This is a genomic window from Polynucleobacter campilacus (assembly GCF_002206625.1).
Lineage (GTDB): Bacteria > Pseudomonadota > Gammaproteobacteria > Burkholderiales > Burkholderiaceae > Polynucleobacter > Polynucleobacter campilacus.
In genome coordinates this window covers 35,085-52,645 of sequence record NZ_NGUP01000001.1, presented here as the reverse complement: position 1 = coordinate 52,645, position 17,561 = coordinate 35,085, and the positions used below count along the sequence as shown (strand labels likewise).

The window sequence follows — 17,561 nt, the reverse complement described above, 5'->3', positions numbered from 1 at the left end:
TCAATTTGTGTGAAATAGGAAAAATATTATGACTGAACTCAAAAAAATAGATACCGTCGTAGGCGAGGGTAAAGAAGCGGTGGCCGGCAATCACGTGGATGTGCATTACACGGGCTGGCTCTTTGATGAGAAAGCAGCTGATCATAAAGGTCAAAAATTTGATAGCTCATTAGATCGCGGCCAGATATTCAGCTTCCCTTTGGGCGCTGGTCATGTCATCAAGGGTTGGGATGAAGGCGTTGCTGGCATGAAGATTGGTGGCAAACGTACGCTGATCATTCCTTCTGATATGGGCTACGGTCCCCGTGGTGCAGGTGGCGTGATCCCACCAAATGCCACTTTAGTATTTGATGTTGAATTGCATGGCGTCAATTAAAAACCATCCCATCCACCCCATTTAGCAGAATGTAAAAAGACCACCTTAGGGTGGTCTTTTTGTTTATTCGTCTATGGAGATGCTCATTAAATCAAGAGCGTAAATCTTTGCCATTTAAGGTCACACGATTGGTAGAGCCGGTCTGGCAAAGACTAATCAGACGATTTCTTTCGGCCATGACTTTGTCGGCATAACCACCATCATTTTCTGCATTGGCAGCGCCTACGTAGTACTTCAAACCGTTGCGCAATGAGCCTGCGGTGGCGATCAAATACTTCAAAATATAGGCGCCCACCCGAATGTTCACTTCAGGCTTGACTGCCTCAGTCGTGCCACCAAATAACTCATATTTATCTTTATGTACTGAGGTCATGACTTGCATGAGACCTTCAGCGCCAGCATGGCTCTTGGTGTTTGGGTTGAAGTTTGATTCCACTGAAATCACAGCCAATAAAAGTACTGGATCAATCTTGACTTCTTTTGCAACCAAAATGGTTTTCGAAACATACTCTTCAATCTTGGTGCGATCAAGCTTATATTTCTTCTCAAAGAAATCAGCAACCGCACGTTGATTCTGAATTGAGCTCATCAAGTTACTGTCTAGCGCTTGGGGGTCAACCTTGGAGGCTGGAATACGATCGGCCAAATGGGAAATCGACTTAACCTGGATCTGCCCAACTGATGGCATCAACAAAGCAACTGTCTGCTGCTTAGCACTATTGAAACTAGCCGGGATTGGATTTAATTTGTTGCTGTAGATCACCGCGGCAATTTCAGAATCAGCCATTTGGGTGGGGCTGTCGTTTGCAGCCTTATATTGCTCGAGCATGCCAAAGCCATTACTCCAGACAATATGACGCGCTTCATCTGGAACCAAGATGCGAGCCAAATCAAAGGCTCCCGCATTTGTACCGTTACCAGAAAGCCAAAGTCCCACCACCATAAATACAGCAACAACGAGTACGCTATTAATGACTCGGTAAACCGGAGTCATAGCATGCGCTAGAAGATCTTTAGCCGCCAAAGTTGCCGACTGTTGATCTTGCGAATTACTCGAATTGTTCGTTAACCATTTATTCATCTATTTATTTGCGGCACCCCTGAAACTTAACTACTAGTTTATGTTGCAGCGCAATATCTTAAAAACATGGGTCATCCTAAAAAAGTTCTTATATCAAGTCAAGCATAACAAAGGTTATTTCAATAACTTTTTGATCTCAAAATACGGGATCTCCCCTAGATGTCTTTGAATATTGATATTTAATCTATTTTAATCAATCACTTATAAAAGTTAGGAGGTACTAATTTCACACTGCAAAAAAATGAGTAAATTCCGATTTTTTTATGATTTAACAGGAAAAATCATCCCCAAAAACCATACATCTAGTGTTCGAAGGCAGACTTATTTCTACCGGTAGTAGTCATCCCAGCTTGCTGCAAGGCACTATTTTCGAGGCACCTTCTAGGCTAAAGGCAGCCTTTACCAAATGAAAATTACTCTCTTGAGGCTTCATTCTGATTAGCTCTACAGCTAGCCTGGATGAAAAAGAAGTAAGAGCTTGTTGGCTCGCCCTAAACTGACATCCTATGAAAACTCTTCGTAAGCTTCTTACCCTTGCCATCCTTCTAGGTCTGCTCGGCCCCCTTAGCGCCTTTGCCGTATTTGAGGAATGCAAGGATCTGTTTCCCCAGCAGCAAATCCCTAGCACCCAAGAAGTGGGGCGAGACCTCTGTTTTGATAGCTTTGCGATTTATTACTCACCAAAAGATAAGAAGCCCATCTATACAGTGGAGAAGCTCAGTCGTGAACAACTATCAGCCCCTCACCCCAAAAGAAGCAATCAGTTTTATGAGGAGGCTAGATTGCCATTAGCAGAGCGCTCACTGCTCTCAGACTACCGTGGCAGCGGCTATGACCGTGGCCATAACGCCCCAGCGGGAGATATGACTGATGAGCGGTCAATGGCCCAGTCCTTCTCATTGGCAAACATGATGCCTCAGGCTAGACAAAATAATCAGGGTATTTGGGTTAAGAATGTGGAGGAGCCGACTCGACTCTATGTCAAAAGAGTGACTGGTGATGTTTATGTGTACACCGGCTCTACTGGTAATAGTGGGAGTATTGGCAGTAGTCGCGTCACTATTCCAAGTCATTTATTTAAATTGGTATATGACCCAGGCAAGAACTTAGCATGGGCCTATTGGATCGAAAATACCAACGAAGCCCAGATGAGTCCGCCGATCTCTTATCAAGAGATCGTTCAGAAAACCGGGATTGATTTTCATCTACCACTGAATTTAGGAGTAGCCGCATCCAAAGCAATATCTTCTGAGGTCAAGTTAAGCAAGGCCAGGATGGGGGGCTGGTACCCGGTCTTTTTTGATGAATACTCGCCTACGAAGCTAGATCAACTCATCAATAGCATTAAAGAAGGTCGGGTAGCGAGCATTGAGATCCAATATGACCGCAATAGTGATCTAGCTCAAAAAATTGCCGTCCAAATTGGATCCCAAACTTCAATTACCCCTAGCTTGCTTCAAAGTAGTCCGCCTGATTCTGCAACAGTGACTTATGAGCGCAACCGAGTCACTGCGATCGTTCGATCAAAATAATGACAGTCTAGTTTTCAAACCATGTGCTCGCTGAATAGGCGCCAGAAGCCCACGCAAGCCATTGTGATCTAGCGTGTGCATGAGCTCTAGTAACTGACCCAACTCTCCCTTGGGAAATCCCTCTCTCGCAAACCAGGCTAAATAATTTCCTGGCAGCTCTGCTAGAGCGCGCCCAGCATGTTTGCCATACGGCATTTTCATTAAGACCAGTTTCTCGAGGGATTCTGCATTCATTGAACTGAAATCTTACAAGCAAAGTCGATAAACCCCATAAGTAAAACCATTTATCAGAACTCGGTCATTTTTCTATTTGAGAATCATTCTCATTTAGTGATATATTAAGAACCATTCTCATTTAGATTTTTTCAACCACCTACCTGATACGACTATGAAAATAACCATCAAAAGACTGATCGCCTTTAGCTTCATCCTTGCAACTGCCCTTCATTTCTCTTTTGCCCATGCAGGCGAAGGAGTATTTGGCTGGATCTATACGCTAGATCTTCAACCCAAAGGCAAGCTGGAATTTGAACAGCGCCTTCAGCTCAATCAACAGCAGGCAGCAGGAACTTACGAAGCCTGGACCGCCAGATCAGAATTGGAATATGGCCTAACAAATGATTTGCAAGTCGCGGGCTATATCAATTCGTATTACACCAATGCCAGTCAGAACTACACTAACCCTGATGCCTGCGGCGACGAGCCCACTTGCACTGGCGGCTATGCAGTACCTTCCTCGCACGATCCTGCTACCGCATACAGAAAGAGCGGTATTGAAGGTGTCTCACTCGAAGCTATTTATCGACTCACCAATCCAGTGACATCACCTGTTGGCGTTGGCTTTTATTTCGAGCCTACCTGGGGTAAAAATAAAGATGAGCTCGCAGCTAGACTCTTGTTGCAGTCCAATTTCATGGATGACCGCCTCATACTTGCTGGTAACGTCGTAGTCGCAAACGAGCGCCTGAAGTTTATTGAGAACGGTAATGTACCTGAGTCTATGCTCGATTTTTTAGTGGGTGCTAGTTATCGCTTTGCTCCGAAGTGGTCGGCTGGGGTAGAGGCTCGCTTTCATAACGATTACTCAGAACTCAATCTTCGCAACCAAGTGCAACGCGCTACCTTTGTTGGTCCCAATATGCACTACGCTTCCAAAGACTGGTGGGTGACGGGTGCTTGGCGCTATCAACTTGCGGGTGGCAACTGTATGGGTGGAGGCGAAGCAGAATGCTCCAACGCTCGAGTCTGGGACAGCCATACCGTAAATGAATTTATTGTCAAAGTTGGCTTTCCATTGAACTAAACAGAGTCATGAACTGGAAACCCAACCCTTTTGCAATCCTTGGGCTAGCAATGATCAGTACACCCATCATTGCTCAGGCAAAAATTTATGTAAGTGCTGAGCAAGCGCAGAAAATTCTGTTTCCCAATAAGCAGCTCACAAAAGCACCCATCCTCATTACCGATGACCTACAAGAAAGAATGCGGGTGGCATCTAGCATTCGCTACCCCTTTCAAGGGGAGCGCATCTGGAAGGCTGCCGATGGAAGTTGGCTGATCATTGATGAAGTAGTAGGTAAACACGAAACGATTACGTATGCCGTGGGGATTGCCCCCAACGGCAGTATTTTAGGCGTTGAGATTTTGGAATACGTTGAATCTTATGGCTATGAGATAGCAGAAGCCCATTGGCGTCAGCAATTTGCCGGGAAGACTATAAAAGATCCCATCAAACTCAATCAAGATATTCAGAATATTGGAGGCGCAACCCTTTCTTGCAAACATCTGACTGATGGTGTGAAACGAGTACTAACTCTCTATGACTTGGCATTAAAAGCAAAATGATGATGCGCTGCCAAGCTCTTTTGGGAACATTTGTTGAGATCTCTATTGATCAAGACGACAGTCAAGCGGTTAATAAAGCATTTGGTGTAGTAAAAGAGATTCAAGACCTCATGGGCTTTCATTACCCTCTGAGTGAGCTCAGTCAAATCAATCGCTGGGCTCATCAAGTGCCACTCAAGATTCATCCGTGGACCGCACAGGTTCTCAGAATTGCTCAAGAGGTTCATAAACAATCCAATGGTTTATTCAATTGCGGCATTGGTCATCGACTAGTCAGTGCAGGCCTATTGCCACGTCACATTGATTTATCTAAATACCAACTAGGCGGAATCGTAGATGTTCATTTTCTAGACTCAGAACTCATTACCTCCTCCAAACCCCTCTGCCTAGATCTTGGGGGAATTGCTAAAGGGTTTGCAGTGGATAAAGCAGTAGAGAGTTTGATTGCAGATGGAATCGCATCTGGCTGTGTCAATGCGGGAGGCGATCTTCGGGTGTTTGGACAACCCCCAAGGTCAATACAAATTCGCAATCCAAATCTGCCGAGCCAGTTAATCGATATTGGCTCACTACAAAATGGGGCTATCGCTACGAGTGGCCTCTACTTTAATAATCGAGACCAGCAGCAAAGCCACATCATTAATCCCTTTGCGCAAGATGAATCTGAAGCGCATATTCACCTCTCAGGCTCCTATTCCATTCTGGCAAATGAATGTGTTTATGCAGATGCTCTTACTAAAGTGCTTGCCCTCACGAGCGCACTTGATCATCCTTGCTTAAATCACTTCTCTGCTAAAGCCATCCGAATTACTGCATGAGTCGTTTGGGGAAAATGCCTGCTTGGCAAAGATCATTTGTGGTTGGCGGCATGCTGGCCTGCTCCATCAGTGGCTGCCTATATTTACTTGGCCATGAATTTGAGATTCAAAGATCGACCTTGGGAAATCACAATGTATTAGCTATCCATGGAATCTTTGCCATGATTGCAACTCTAGCCCTAGGCTCAGTCCTGCCCTTTCATTTAAAAGCTGGGCTTAAATCAAAAAAGAAATGGGTGAGCGGCTTTAGCCAACTGAGCTTTTTGGCCATCTTATTAACTACTGGTGGTTTACTGTATTACGGACCCGTAGAAATTCGAGAAGATGTTGTGATCATCCATTGGGTGGTGGGGCTCATGTTCTTTGCCATCTTCTTGTTGCATAGTATTGCGAGGACAAGGGCATCAAAAGCTATTATTAGCCTATAAAAATATCTCTTATTTTCTAAAATACTTCTCCAGGCTCGGCCAAAATAGATTCACAACCAGGCCCGCAATCACTAAGCTCGCTGCTAAAATCTTCCACAAGGGCAATGGCTCACTTAAGAAATAAGCCGACGCCCCCATCCCGAATATTGGAACTAATAATGGCGCTGGTGCTACTACTGCAGCAGGATGTTTTGAGAGTAGCCATGCCCAAGCAGCATAACCAAAGACGGTATTACCCCACGATTGCCAAAAGACTCCAGCCCAAGCACCCATTGGCGCAGAAATGATTGAAGCGCTCATCTGCTCCCAGCCACCTTCAAAAATCCAAGAAATTAGCAAGAGTGGTGGCAGTGAAAAAGCGCTTGCCCACACAACATAAGAGAGCATATTGATTGAGCCGGCACGACGACTCACTGTATTTCCGATACCCCATGAGAGCCCTGCAAACACTACCAATCCCATTCCTATAAATGTCGTATCTGCGTCTGTATGAAGCCCAATAATTGCAAGGCCAGTCATCGATACCAAGACAGCTAGTGCTTGATAGAGCCTTAAACGCTCTTTTGCAAAAAACATCGCAAGGCCGATGGTGAAAAAGACCTGCGTCTGGACGACTAATGAAGCTAATCCCGGAGAAATTCTTCCATCGATTGCAAAAAACAAAATGCCAAATTGACCAACCCCAATAGCCACACCATAGGCACAAAGATTGCCCCAAGAAACCTTTGGCCTTGGTATAAAAAATGCTAGAGGCAAAAAGGCGAAGGTGAAGCGCAGCGCTGCAAATAGGAATGGCGGAAAGGCATCTAAAGAAACCTTAATCACTACAAAATTGGTACCCCACACCGCCATAATGGCTAAGGCAAGTAAAAGATGACTTAGAGGTAATTGATTGCTTTTGTAACTATTCACCAGTAAGTAACTCCGCCACACGCTCTGCAATCATCATGGTTGGAGCGGCGGTATTACCCGAAGTGATAGTCGGCATAGCAGAGGCATCGACTACCCGTAGATGATGAATACCTCTGACTCGAAGTTGAGAATCCAGTACTGCCATCGGATCATCCACGCGCCCCATCTTGCAAGTACCCACTGGATGAAAAATGGTTGTTCCGATATTGCCGGCAGCTTTAATTAACTCTGCATCAGTTTGATACTGCGCACCAGGTTTAAATTCTTGAGGCGAGTAGGGTTTAAGAGCTGGGCTTTGCACAATCTTGCGAGTGAGGCGCAATGACTCAGCTGCAATCTTACGATCCTCTTCCGTCGCCAAGTAATTGGGTGCAATGACGGGGGGCGCTTCAGGGTCAATGGAATTGATATGCACGCTGCCACGGGATGTGGGGCGTAAATTACAAACACTGGCTGTAAAGGCATTAAATGAATGCAAGTCTTCACCAAACTTCTCAAGTGATAAAGGCTGTACGTGGTACTCCACATTGGCACTCTTTTGCGCTGGCGAGCTATAGGCAAATGCGCCCAATTGGGAAGGCGCCATCGACATCGGTCCAGAGCGCTTGAAGAGATATTCAAAACCAATCATCATCTTGCCAAACCAAGAATTGGCTTTAGTATTGAGAGTCTTAATACCATCGACTTTGTAAACCATACGCAGTTGCAAATGATCTTGCAGATTCTCGCCAACACCTGGTAAGTCCGCAATCACCGGGATGCCCAAAGCAGAAAGATGGCTAGCAGCGCCAATCCCAGAGCGCTCTAGTATTTGCACACTGCCGATAGAGCCTGCGCTGAGTAACACTTCACCGCCCTGTTCAATTGCGCACAAGACTTCGCTGAGAATGTCATCCTTGCGATACTCCACTCCATAGCAATTGTGGGTAGCGGGATCAATTTTGAGTTTAGTGACTATTGCCTCAGTAATCACGGTCAGATTACTGCGTTTGGCTGCATCCTTTAAAAATGCTTTGGCAGTATTTAATCGCCAACCAGCGCGCTGACTCACATCAAAGTAGCCCACACCAAAGTTATCGCCTCGATTAAAGTCATCCAATGCAGGGATGCCAGCCTCTACAGCAGCTTCTCTGAACCTATCCATGATCGGCCAACGCAAGCGTTGTAAAGATACTGTCCACTCACCACCTTTGCCATGCCACTCATTAGCAGCGCCATGGTAATCCTCAAACTTTTTGTAACGGGCTAGCGCATTTTGCCAAGACCAAGCATCATCCCCAGTTGCATTCACCCAAGAGTCATAATCGCCCACTTGGCCACGCATATAGATCATACCGTTAATGGAAGAGCATCCACCCAGAACCCTGCCACGTGGATAGATTAATGAACGGCCATTGAGGCCTTTTTCAGCAGCGGTCTTAAAACGCCAATCTGCCCTTGGATTGTCAATACAGTACAGATAACCCACTGGAATATGAATCCAAATGTAGTTATCACTCTTACCGGCCTCAATCAGTAAGACTCTCTTCTGGGGGTTCTCAGTCAAACGCTTGGCTAACATACAGCCGGCGCTGCCTGCCCCAATAATGATGTAGTCGTAGGTATTTGCTTGAGTCATGAGCTGTTATACCTATTATTTACCAATACTAAAAATCAGGTATTTCTTGTTACTTTTGTTGATTTGTTATAGAATCAATTTTGATCTAATATTAGATCATGAGAACCACCTTTAAAAAAGCTTTTGCCCAATTTGTAAAAAAGGCCTCTAAGCCTTTGCAGTTAGTAATTGAAATCAAGGTTGCTGAAGTTTGTAATAACCCCAGGATAGGTCAACAGAAGCATGGTGACCTCCAGGGAGTGTTTGTTTATAAATTTCGCTTTAATACACAGGAGTATTTGATGGCTTATCAATTTGATCATTTTGCAGGTGTCACCGAAATAACCTGGATTGAATTTTCCCAAATCGGACCCCATGAAAATTTTTATACACAATTAAAAAAATCTATCCGGTTCAAATGATAATTTCAAGCTACTTCAATATAGAAAGTGAGGTCTATATATGACTCAATACATGAGTGCAGAGGATCTATTTGCTCACGTTCGAAGAATGCCGTCAAAAGAGCGTATTAAATTTTTCTCTTTAATTGCAATAAACGCCTTCCAGGAAACTGAATATACGCACGAGCAAGTATTTGGGCATCTAAGAAATGCGACCTTTTCAGCAGAAGAGGCTGCAGAATTTTTAGAGGTCTCACTTCCAACCTTACGCAGATATGTTCAGGGGGGTAGATTAAAGCCCACATCAATCATTGGAAGAAGCCAGCTATTTTCTAGCGCCGATCTGAAACTACTAAAGCAGAAAATCAACAAAGAGTAATTAAAGTCCAATACCCGTCTAAAATGAGGACATGCACATTAATGAGAAGAATCGCACACCCAAGCTTGTTGAGGCCGATGAAGGGCCCAGCAAGTCTGAGCTTAAGCGCCAAATGACCGAACGCCAGAAATTGGCGGAAGTATTGGCAGCTTTAAGTAGCGATGCTCTCAAAACCATCCCTTTAGATGAGGCCATCAAAGTAGCGATTGCAGAAACTAACCAAATCAAGAGTTTTGAAGCGATTCGCCGCCATAAGCAATACCTTGGCAAGCTCATGCGTTTTTTAGATGTAGAAGAACTAGATGCTATTCAGAAACGCCTAGATGCGATTCAGGGCGTTAGCAAGGCAGAGACTGCCAAGCTACATTTTTTAGAAAGCTATCGCGATAGACTCATTGCCAATGACGAAGCCTTCACCAAAATGATTGAGCAATATCCCGATATGGATATTCAGAATATGCGCACACTCATTCGCAATGCCCGTAGAGAAAAAGAACTGAACAAGCCGCCTAAGGCTTATCGCGAGATCTTTCGTGTTCTAAAGGATATGGGTCTCTAAGAGATTGCTTACCAAGATTCAGACATAATAATTTCAACATCCTAAAAAAGACAAAGCCACCCGAAGGTGGCCTGTCGCCCTAAAAGCATTCGTAATTACGAACGGTTATAGGGTGAGCCGTGTGTTTAACTATACACCAATTTATTTAGAAGTAAAAATAGCCTTCAAAATTTATGAGTCAAAAAAATGAGGCTTAGATCTTCAACCTCAGTGCTGGCACTTCAATCCAGCGATATAAATAATTTGCAGCAATCGTACTGCAAGCCACCACTCCTAGCATTAAAGCAATTGCCAGCACCCCGCTTTCATGTGCGTGCATGCCAGTTGCAATGTACAGTGTGTTGGCGAGCAAGATCAATGCAAAGTGAATCAGAAACGCACAATAAGAACGCTGACTTCCCCAAGCAATGACTTTAAGCATTGGACTGTTCCCACTACCCTCCATCAGGGGATATGTTTTATGTCCCCACAATAGCAATGCGATCGCCACAAACCAAGCTAAGAAGTTTCTGAGCCAGATTTCCTGAAACGAAGAAATAGCAATGATGAGTCCGATCAGTACTAGTGCAATCTTGGCCAAGCGGTTCACACTCTGGTTATCAAAGCACTTGCCTAAGTAGGCTAAGACACCTAAACCATAAGAGCCAATGAAATAAATGAAGTAAGCCTCATAAAGTCCTGAGCGATTAAAGAATAAGAGTGAAGCTACTGCTAAGGCGCTGATCACCCAGATCACTGCTTGATATCCTGGAAAAGAAATGAGCAAGATTGCTAAGACAGAATACAGCTGCCAATCAATGGCGATATACCAAGCGCCTGCCGAAATAGAATCTAACCCCAAGATCCCCTGAATAAAAAAGAGATGGGCTAAAAATTGTGAGAGAGTCTCCGTTTCCCCAACAAATTCATCATTGACCCAAAACCGGGCTATGTAAGCACAAGCGATTGTCAAGATTAATGCGGCGGTATAGGGAGCAAAGAGACGCAAATAACGATTGAGGATGACTTTAAGCAGCCCATTAGCGCTAAATTTCACATTGGCATAGCGCGTCAATGACTGGGCAGCCAAATAACCCGCCATCACCAAAAAGATTTGTACTGCATAACGACCATACTCAAAGAGCCAAGTCATGAGTCTTGGTAATACTGTGCCTGCGTCCTGCGCAATTTGCCCGTAGCTAGATAAATGGTGAAGAATAATTAAAAGGGCTGCAAAGACCTTTAAAGAATCAATCATTAAAAATTGGTTTTTTGCTTGCAATGAAGTGCTCTATTAAAACCTTATTTTAATTGGGATAAGTACTGCGCGATAGCCCTCAGATCATCATCATTCATACCATATAAAGAGGCTGCCATAATCGTATCGCGCCCAGTGGCTTGATTATTTCTAAATTGACGCATGCTATGGAGTAAGTAATCCTCACGCTGCCCAGCTAGCCTAGGCATTTGCTCACGACCCACATAATCAGGCAAGTGACAGGTTCCACAGAGTGCTTGTTTTGAAAGCAGTTGCCCTCTCTCATAAAGCACTTCATCCCGCTTGCCAGTTGCTGGCTTTAAAGCCTGTGCAGAGTAAAACTTTGCCAAAGCAATGATTTGTGGGTCACTCAATCCATCTAGCTGACCCTTCATGACTGGAATATCCCGAATACCTTCGCGAATCATAATCAGATTGTTTTCAAGAAATATTTTAGGTTGCCCTGCTAAAGAGGGTGAACCCGCCATACTTGAATTGCCATCGGAACCGTGGCAAGCACCACAAACTACTAATTTGGCGCTCATGTCCTGAGCATAAGAAAGCGGCGCAACTATCGAGAAACAAATACCCGAGAGTAACGCCGCTATTTTTACCAATCTCATTAAAGCCAATGCTTGCTATACCAATACTTATTTCTTGTAAGTAATTCTGTAGATTGCGCCCAACTGTTCATCTGTAAGCAACATCGATCCATCAGGCATTTGCATAAAGTAGGTAGGACGTCCCCAGAATGATTGATCAGCAGAGTTCATAAAACCGGTTATGAAAGGAGTGATCTTGGCATTTTTGCCATTTGCATCTGCTTTCACAGTAACCACGTCATAACCTGTCTTGATATTGCGATTCCATGAGCCTTTACGTGCTATGAAAGCCACGTTTTTATATTCCGCTGGGAACATATTGCCGGTATAAAACGTGAGACCCATTGCAGCAGCATGAGGACCCAATAAAGCAATCGGCTTGGTCACGCCCTCACAAGGATTTGCCTTGGTGATCTTGTCATCAGGCATATTGCCTTCATGGCAATAAGGAAAGCCAAAGTTTTCACCTTTTTTGGTGAGGATGTTCAGAGTGTCATTAGGCTTGTCATCACCCATCCAGTCACGCCCATGATTTGTAAACCAGATTTGCTTAGTCACTGGATGCCAGTCAAAGCCTAGTGTATTTCGAATGCCGGTTGCTAAGACTTCCATTCCTGAACCATCTGAGTTGTAGCGACGAAGCTGAGCATATTCAGGAGTTGGAAGTTCGCAAATATTGCAAGGCGCTCCAAAAGGCACATACAACTTGCCATCAGGACCAAAGGCAAGATATTTCCAGTTATGGTGTTGCTCTGGTGGCAGATTGAACTTAGAGGTCATATCTACAGGTGCCACATTGGGATTTTTGCTAATGCCGTCGTAGCGCAAGACTTTATCAATCGCCATGACATACAGAGATCCATTTTTGTAAGCGACGCCAGCAGGTTGAACTAATTTATCAACCACTACGCGACTAGTACGCTCTTTGCCGTTGTCACTCACTTCATAAACACGGCCAATTGCACGGGTACCGATATAAATCTTGCCGTTATCGCCCATCGCCATTTCGCGTGCACCTGGGATACCACTTGCATAGACTTCAATCTTAAAACCAGGAGGTAATTTCAAAGTGTTCAGCGGAATTTCATTAGCTGGAGTGACAGTCAACTTACCTGGTATCGGCGCTAACTTCGAGGTCGACATATCTGCGCCCATGCCTTGCTTCCAAGCAGGTGCTGGCGCTGGTGCTGCTGCTGGCTTAGGAGCCTCAGCAACAGGAGTTGTCGCAGTAGAGCAACCCTGCAAACCCATTACTAAGCATGCTAATAATGCAGTGGCCAATGGGATGAGCTTATTCATCACCGGCTGATTCATGGCTTTCATTTCAATTTCTCCCGTATTTCATAGTATTTATTTTGACTTCAACGCTTATTTAATCATTCTTTTGCCCAGGGAGCTAGACCATTTAATTAGGGTAATGCCCTATATTGGGTGTGTTTAAAAGGTAATTCGGGCGCCAACCGTGATCGCCTGTGGCATACCTGCCTGATAAGCCGTTGCCTGTGAAGCGATATTGAAGGTGACGTATTGTCGATTCAATAAGTTCACCACAGAAGCAAACACCGCAGCTTGAGGCGTCACTTGATAATTAGCTTTTAAGCCAATTACTGCGTAAGCAGGTACAGGCAATGTGCCAGTAGCCATCCAAGAGTTGCCCACATAACGCACGGTTGTTGTCAGGCTTGCCTGCGGTACTGGGTAATAAGTAATAGCAGCATTTGCCATATTCATCGGAACGCCGCCTACTTGGGTATTAATAGGGTCAGTGGTTGCAGTCCAAGTCAGCACAGTACGTGTATAGGAGTAACCGCCGTCTACAGCCCATTGTGCATTCAGATCATGGTGGTATTGCAACTCAATTCCGCGACTCTGTAGATTTTGTTGGTTAGTAAAGTAACTGACATTGGTGTATCCAGAAGTTGAACTCGTTGCAGAGCAACCTGACAAGCCGGACGTACTACAAAGGCTGCTGGCAGTAGCCCAATTGGCAGTGGTAATTTTGTAACTAGCAATTGCATTCTGAATATAGTTATTAAAAGCAGTTAACTGCGCAAAGCCACTCTTCCAGCGGTAGTCTGTTCCCACTTCATAACCTGTCATAGTTTCTGGCGTTAAATTAGGATTCGCTAAAGAGTAGCCACTTACAGAATTACCGTAACTTCGTAAAGTGTTATTCATACTAGGTGCATGAAAGGCTTGATAAGCAGCGCTCCGCAAATCCCAATTTTTATTTGCTTTATATAACAAGCCTAAAGTTGGGCTGAGCTGGGTTTTATTCTGATTTGGAATGCCTTGATAGACTGGATTTGATCCATTGGCGCCGGCGTTATAAGAGTTTGGAGTTTGACTATTCCAAGCATCCACCCGAGCACCCAGAGTAGCTTCAAGCGGAATAGCGCTAGCGCTCGATTTGATTTGACCTAGAAGACCATAAAAATTTTGCTGGCCTTGTGCATAACTCACAGAGCTCACAGCCCCTGCAGTACTTAGATTATTCGTTTTATTGGATGCGGAGATGTTTCTGGCATCGATGCCAATAATGTATTGATCTACTCCAGCGACTTTCAAATCATGTGTGTATTGGGCCGATGCCCCAGTAGTGGAATAGGGGTCAGTGTAATTAGCATTGATATAAGGCTTATAGGGTGCTGCAGTCAAATTATTGGCAGTTTGCTTATAAAAGTTGGTGTTCTGATAATAGACGTTCACCTGCACTTTTTTATTGACGTCTAAATTAGTAGTAGATCCACCCGCTACATCTGCCGTCTGAATCAAATTGGGGGCAATGGCGTAGTTATTACTGAGGTCTGCCATTGTGCTGTAACCCACGCGAAAGAATGCATTGGTATCTTGGGTAGGCTTAAAATAATTTTGGAGACGAACATTGGAATTCTTAACCGCATCGGTACCCATGCCATTTTTGATATTGCTAGGTGATGCTGGAGAAATCGTTGCGTAGTTCTGAAACCCTTCGCTGGAGAAGTAGTCGGCAGAAAAGCGCATTTGCATTGAATCTGAAACAATCAGATCTTTTGAAGCAGCCACATTACCTGTGGAGAAAGATCCGGTACTGGCAGATACTTCTTGCGAGCTATTTTTGGGTGTCTTTGTGTTGATATTAATGACACCGCCCATGCCATAGTTGCCATACAAACTCGAAACGCCACCCCGCACAAACTCTACTGACTCAATGGAAGACATGGGAACCAAATTCCATTGGACTGTTCCATAGAAGGCATCATTGGCTGGCAAGCCATCGATCAGCACCAGAGTGCGGCCGTAGCCTAAACCACGAACGTTAATACTTTGACCCGTTGGATCTTTTTGATAGTAAGGCACATCATTTAAAAAGACACCCGGTACATTTTTGAGTACTTGATCAATAGTTTGCTCAGGCGATGATTCCAACACTTCTTTAGTCAGAATGGTTGTATTGAGCGACATTTGATCTAGAGGAGTATCTGAACGGGTTGCATTGACCACTACATCGCCAAGCTTTTGATCGTAGTTTGGTGGTGGCGCAATTTGCGCCCAAGTCATTACTGCTTGAGATACAAGGCAGAGTGCAATAGCATGCCGACTAAAAATCAATCTGTGATTCATACATTTAATCTAAGCGCACTACTTCGTTTTCTTTTTACCCATTAAAGAAGCTAGCATTGGGTTTGCCTCTGCTAGCTCTTTTTTAGTTTTCGCCCTTGCTTCAGCAACCCCAAGCTTAGGAGTCTTAGCAGCATTCTTCATGCGCTGAGCAGTCGTAAGAGCTAAGTTCTTGTACAGGTCGGTTTTTTTCATTGACATACGAAATTCTTTCTGTGCTGATGGCCTTTATAGCTTAATTACTTCAACTGACTATCAACAGAGTCGATAAATTCGCGTACTGTGCGATTAAATGCAGCGGGCTGCTCAATATTAGATAAGTGCGCTGCATCCTTCAGTACCACCATCTTAGATCCATCAATCAGTCGATGTAAAACAGTGCCTTGATCAACCGTGCAGGCAGGATCGTGTTCTCCTGAAAGTACCAGCGTGGGTGTTTTGATCTTGAGTAGCATCGTGCTTTGCGCCATATCACGTACTGCACTACCGCAGCCCATATAGCCATCTACATTGGTAGCCAAAATCATTTGGCGTACTTTTTCAATATCGTCTGGACTGCGCTCAATAAAAGGTGCAGTGAACCAACGCTTGATCGTGCCATCGACTAACCCAGCAATGCCTTGTGTGCTGGCAATGTCAAAACGCTCTTGCCACAAACTGCGTGGCGGCATTTCAGAAGCGGTATTACAAAGTGATAAAGAGTAAACGCGCTCAGGGTAACGGGCACCTAATTGCTGACCAATCATGCCGCCAATAGATAAACCCATAAAGTGGACTTTGGCAATTCCGAGTGCATCCAATAATCCAACTGCATCATCAGCTAATTGGGCAATGGTGTAAGGCCCAGGAATAACGCCAGACTGTCCATGCCCTCTTTTGTCGTAGCGCAATACACGATAGCGATCAGCCAATGCCGGCACATTCCAGTCCCACATACTGCCATTGGCCATTAAGCTGTTGGCGACCAATAAAACACGTCCGTCTTTGGGGCCATCAAATCGGTAGGCAATATCTACCCCATTCACCTTTGCGGTCTGGGCATCGTGCATTTGTGTCATTTGTCTCTACCTTTTCTTGATTTCTAAGTGCTGCTATTTATCTATTGACTAGAGCATGTTAGATTATCCGATGAAACTATAAAAAATGATTAAAACACTCAGGAGACATGATGTTAAGATTACGCAATCAGCGCCAGCGCGCTCTCAAACTTGGAAAGTCATTGCTCGCCTTAAGCTTTCTTGCTCTGGCAAGTCTGACCTATACCCAAGGTCACGCACAAAGTTACCCTAACCGTACCGTCAAAATGGTGGTGCCATTAACAACCGGATCTGGCGCTGATATCGCTGGTCGCTTGGTTGCCAAGAGTCTTACAGAAACCTGGAAGCAATCGGTCATTATTGAAAATCGCCCTGGTGCTGGGGGACTCATTGGCACTGGTGTGGTTGTCAACTCTGAACCCGATGGCTATACCTTGCTCGTGCAATCAGCATCGTATGCAGCTAATCCAGCAATCTATAAAAAGTTGCCTTATGACCCACTCAAAAGTTTGGTCGATGTGGCTATTCTTGGGCAAACTCCCTATGTGATGATTACTGCAGCAGATGGTCCTTATCAAAGTATTCGAGATTTGGTGATTGCGGCAAAATCCAAGCCTGGTGAAATCACCTTTGCCTCAGCTGGTGTTGGTAGCTCTTCTCACTTGGCTGCTGAGTACTTCAATCAGGTCATGGGCATCAAACTCATTCATGTTCCCTACAAAGGATCTCCAGAGGCCATCTCTGACACGATGTCTGGTCGCACTGCTTTTTATATGGCGCCACTTGATACAGCGATTGGTCAACTCAAAGGTGGAAAGTTACGAGGCTTAGGCGTTACGAGCAAAATCCGTAATGCGGTTGTGCCTGACATTCCGAGTATTGCTGAGCAAGGCTATCCCACTTTTGAAATTGGACTTTGGTTTGGTGTGTGGGCTCCCGCAGCTACTCCAGCTGCCGTAATTAAAAAGATCAATGCTGATATCAATCAATCAATGCAAGATCCGGAAGTTAAAACTGCTTATGAAACTAAAGGGATTAAAGCAACTCCCATGAGTCCTGCTGAATTTGCTAAGTTTGTTCGTGATGAAATGGCCAAGTACCAAAAGATTGCCAAAGAAGCGAATATCGAACCGCAATAAAGTGACGCACTAAAACCA

At 44.6% G+C, this 17,561-nt stretch carries 20 protein-coding genes; 10 read left to right on the top strand and 10 right to left on the bottom strand.

The features are described from left to right. Positions 1–28: 28 nt before the first annotated feature. On the top strand, positions 29–376 hold the full coding sequence (locus CBI31_RS00265) for an FKBP-type peptidyl-prolyl cis-trans isomerase (RefSeq protein ID WP_088524437.1): 348 nt from the start codon (positions 29–31) through the stop codon (positions 374–376). Between the two features lie 91 nt (positions 377–467). On the opposite strand, the gene CBI31_RS00260 is transcribed toward CBI31_RS00265, so the two are convergent. Then, on the bottom strand, positions 468–1,457 hold the full coding sequence (locus CBI31_RS00260; RefSeq protein WP_088524436.1) for a transglycosylase SLT domain-containing protein: 990 nt from the start codon (positions 1,455–1,457) through the stop codon (positions 468–470). 506 nt (positions 1,458–1,963) lie between these two features. Here CBI31_RS00260 and CBI31_RS00255 point away from each other — a divergent pair. Further along, the gene (locus CBI31_RS00255) at positions 1,964–2,989 is read left to right on the top strand and encodes a DNA/RNA non-specific endonuclease (RefSeq protein WP_088524435.1); all 1,026 of its coding nucleotides are present in this window, start codon (positions 1,964–1,966) and stop codon (positions 2,987–2,989) included. On the opposite strand, the gene CBI31_RS00250 is transcribed toward CBI31_RS00255, so the two are convergent. Continuing rightward, on the bottom strand, positions 2,981–3,223 hold the full coding sequence (locus CBI31_RS00250; protein ID WP_088524434.1) for a DUF3820 family protein: 243 nt from the start codon (positions 3,221–3,223) through the stop codon (positions 2,981–2,983). The two genes, CBI31_RS00255 and CBI31_RS00250, sit on opposite strands and share 9 nt — an antisense overlap. Positions 3,224–3,377: 154 nt before the next feature. On the opposite strand from CBI31_RS00250, the gene CBI31_RS00245 reads away from it, so the two are divergent. The 4 genes from CBI31_RS00245 to CBI31_RS00230 are packed head-to-tail and all read left to right on the top strand — an operon-like array spanning position 3,378 to position 6,080. Continuing rightward, complete coding sequence (locus tag CBI31_RS00245) at positions 3,378–4,292, top strand: DUF6662 family protein (RefSeq protein ID WP_088524433.1); 915 nt, start codon at positions 3,378–3,380, stop codon at positions 4,290–4,292. A gap of 8 nt (positions 4,293–4,300) precedes the next feature. Then, the gene (locus CBI31_RS00240; protein WP_088524432.1) at positions 4,301–4,834 is read left to right on the top strand and encodes an FMN-binding protein; all 534 of its coding nucleotides are present in this window, start codon (positions 4,301–4,303) and stop codon (positions 4,832–4,834) included. After that, the gene (locus CBI31_RS00235; protein WP_240553607.1) at positions 4,831–5,652 is read left to right on the top strand and encodes an FAD:protein FMN transferase; all 822 of its coding nucleotides are present in this window, start codon (positions 4,831–4,833) and stop codon (positions 5,650–5,652) included. Before CBI31_RS00240 ends, CBI31_RS00235 begins: the two co-directional genes overlap by 4 nt. Beyond that, positions 5,649–6,080: a hypothetical protein gene (locus tag CBI31_RS00230; RefSeq protein WP_088524430.1), complete on the top strand. Its 432-nt coding sequence runs from the start codon at positions 5,649–5,651 to the stop codon at positions 6,078–6,080. Before CBI31_RS00235 ends, CBI31_RS00230 begins: the two co-directional genes overlap by 4 nt. A gap of 9 nt (positions 6,081–6,089) precedes the next feature. On the opposite strand, the gene CBI31_RS00225 is transcribed toward CBI31_RS00230, so the two are convergent. Both CBI31_RS00225 and CBI31_RS00220 read right to left on the bottom strand, forming a co-directional pair. After that, a complete protein-coding gene (locus CBI31_RS00225; protein WP_276207116.1) occupies positions 6,090–6,992 on the bottom strand; it encodes an EamA family transporter in 903 nt (300 codons plus the stop codon). Further along, positions 6,985–8,610: a GMC family oxidoreductase gene (locus CBI31_RS00220; RefSeq protein ID WP_088524428.1), complete on the bottom strand. Its 1,626-nt coding sequence runs from the start codon at positions 8,608–8,610 to the stop codon at positions 6,985–6,987. The genes CBI31_RS00225 and CBI31_RS00220 overlap by 8 nt, the downstream gene beginning before the upstream one ends. A 98-nt stretch (positions 8,611–8,708) precedes the next feature. Between CBI31_RS00220 and CBI31_RS00215 the strand changes: the two genes are divergently transcribed. The 3 genes from CBI31_RS00215 to yjgA are packed head-to-tail and all read left to right on the top strand — an operon-like array spanning position 8,709 to position 9,928. Continuing rightward, positions 8,709–9,011 (top strand): type II toxin-antitoxin system RelE/ParE family toxin, encoded by a 303-nt coding sequence (locus tag CBI31_RS00215; protein WP_088524427.1) that lies wholly within the window; start codon positions 8,709–8,711, stop codon positions 9,009–9,011. A 40-nt stretch (positions 9,012–9,051) separates the two neighbouring features. Beyond that, positions 9,052–9,369: a helix-turn-helix domain-containing protein gene (locus CBI31_RS00210; protein ID WP_088524426.1), complete on the top strand. Its 318-nt coding sequence runs from the start codon at positions 9,052–9,054 to the stop codon at positions 9,367–9,369. A 31-nt stretch (positions 9,370–9,400) separates the two neighbouring features. After that, positions 9,401–9,928 carry a ribosome biogenesis factor YjgA gene (gene yjgA / locus CBI31_RS00205; protein WP_088524425.1) on the top strand — a complete coding sequence of 176 codons (528 nt, stop codon included), beginning with the start codon at positions 9,401–9,403 and terminating at the stop codon, positions 9,926–9,928. Positions 9,929–10,121: 193 nt separating this feature from the next. Here yjgA and CBI31_RS00200 read toward each other — a convergent pair whose 3' ends face one another. The 6 genes from CBI31_RS00200 to pcaD form a co-directional block, all read right to left on the bottom strand. Continuing rightward, positions 10,122–11,165 carry an acyltransferase family protein gene (locus tag CBI31_RS00200; RefSeq protein WP_088524918.1) on the bottom strand — a complete coding sequence of 348 codons (1,044 nt, stop codon included), beginning with the start codon at positions 11,163–11,165 and terminating at the stop codon, positions 10,122–10,124. Positions 11,166–11,209: 44 nt separating this feature from the next. After that, positions 11,210–11,710, bottom strand: coding sequence for a c-type cytochrome (locus tag CBI31_RS00195; protein WP_240553605.1), 501 nt, complete (start codon positions 11,708–11,710; stop codon positions 11,210–11,212). 105 nt (positions 11,711–11,815) lie between these two features. After that, on the bottom strand, positions 11,816–13,090 hold the full coding sequence (locus tag CBI31_RS00190; RefSeq protein WP_240553603.1) for a PQQ-dependent sugar dehydrogenase: 1,275 nt from the start codon (positions 13,088–13,090) through the stop codon (positions 11,816–11,818). Positions 13,091–13,204: 114 nt separating this feature from the next. Beyond that, complete coding sequence (locus tag CBI31_RS00185; RefSeq protein ID WP_088524423.1) at positions 13,205–15,370, bottom strand: TonB-dependent receptor; 2,166 nt, start codon at positions 15,368–15,370, stop codon at positions 13,205–13,207. Between the two features lie 18 nt (positions 15,371–15,388). Then, positions 15,389–15,568 (bottom strand): hypothetical protein, encoded by a 180-nt coding sequence (locus CBI31_RS00180; protein ID WP_088524422.1) that lies wholly within the window; start codon positions 15,566–15,568, stop codon positions 15,389–15,391. Between the two features lie 38 nt (positions 15,569–15,606). Then, a complete protein-coding gene (gene pcaD / locus CBI31_RS00175; protein WP_088524421.1) occupies positions 15,607–16,425 on the bottom strand; it encodes a 3-oxoadipate enol-lactonase in 819 nt (272 codons plus the stop codon). A gap of 107 nt (positions 16,426–16,532) precedes the next feature. On the opposite strand from pcaD, the gene CBI31_RS00170 reads away from it, so the two are divergent. Further along, on the top strand, positions 16,533–17,543 hold the full coding sequence (locus tag CBI31_RS00170; RefSeq protein WP_088524420.1) for a Bug family tripartite tricarboxylate transporter substrate binding protein: 1,011 nt from the start codon (positions 16,533–16,535) through the stop codon (positions 17,541–17,543). The last annotated feature ends 18 nt before the right edge of the window (positions 17,544–17,561 follow it).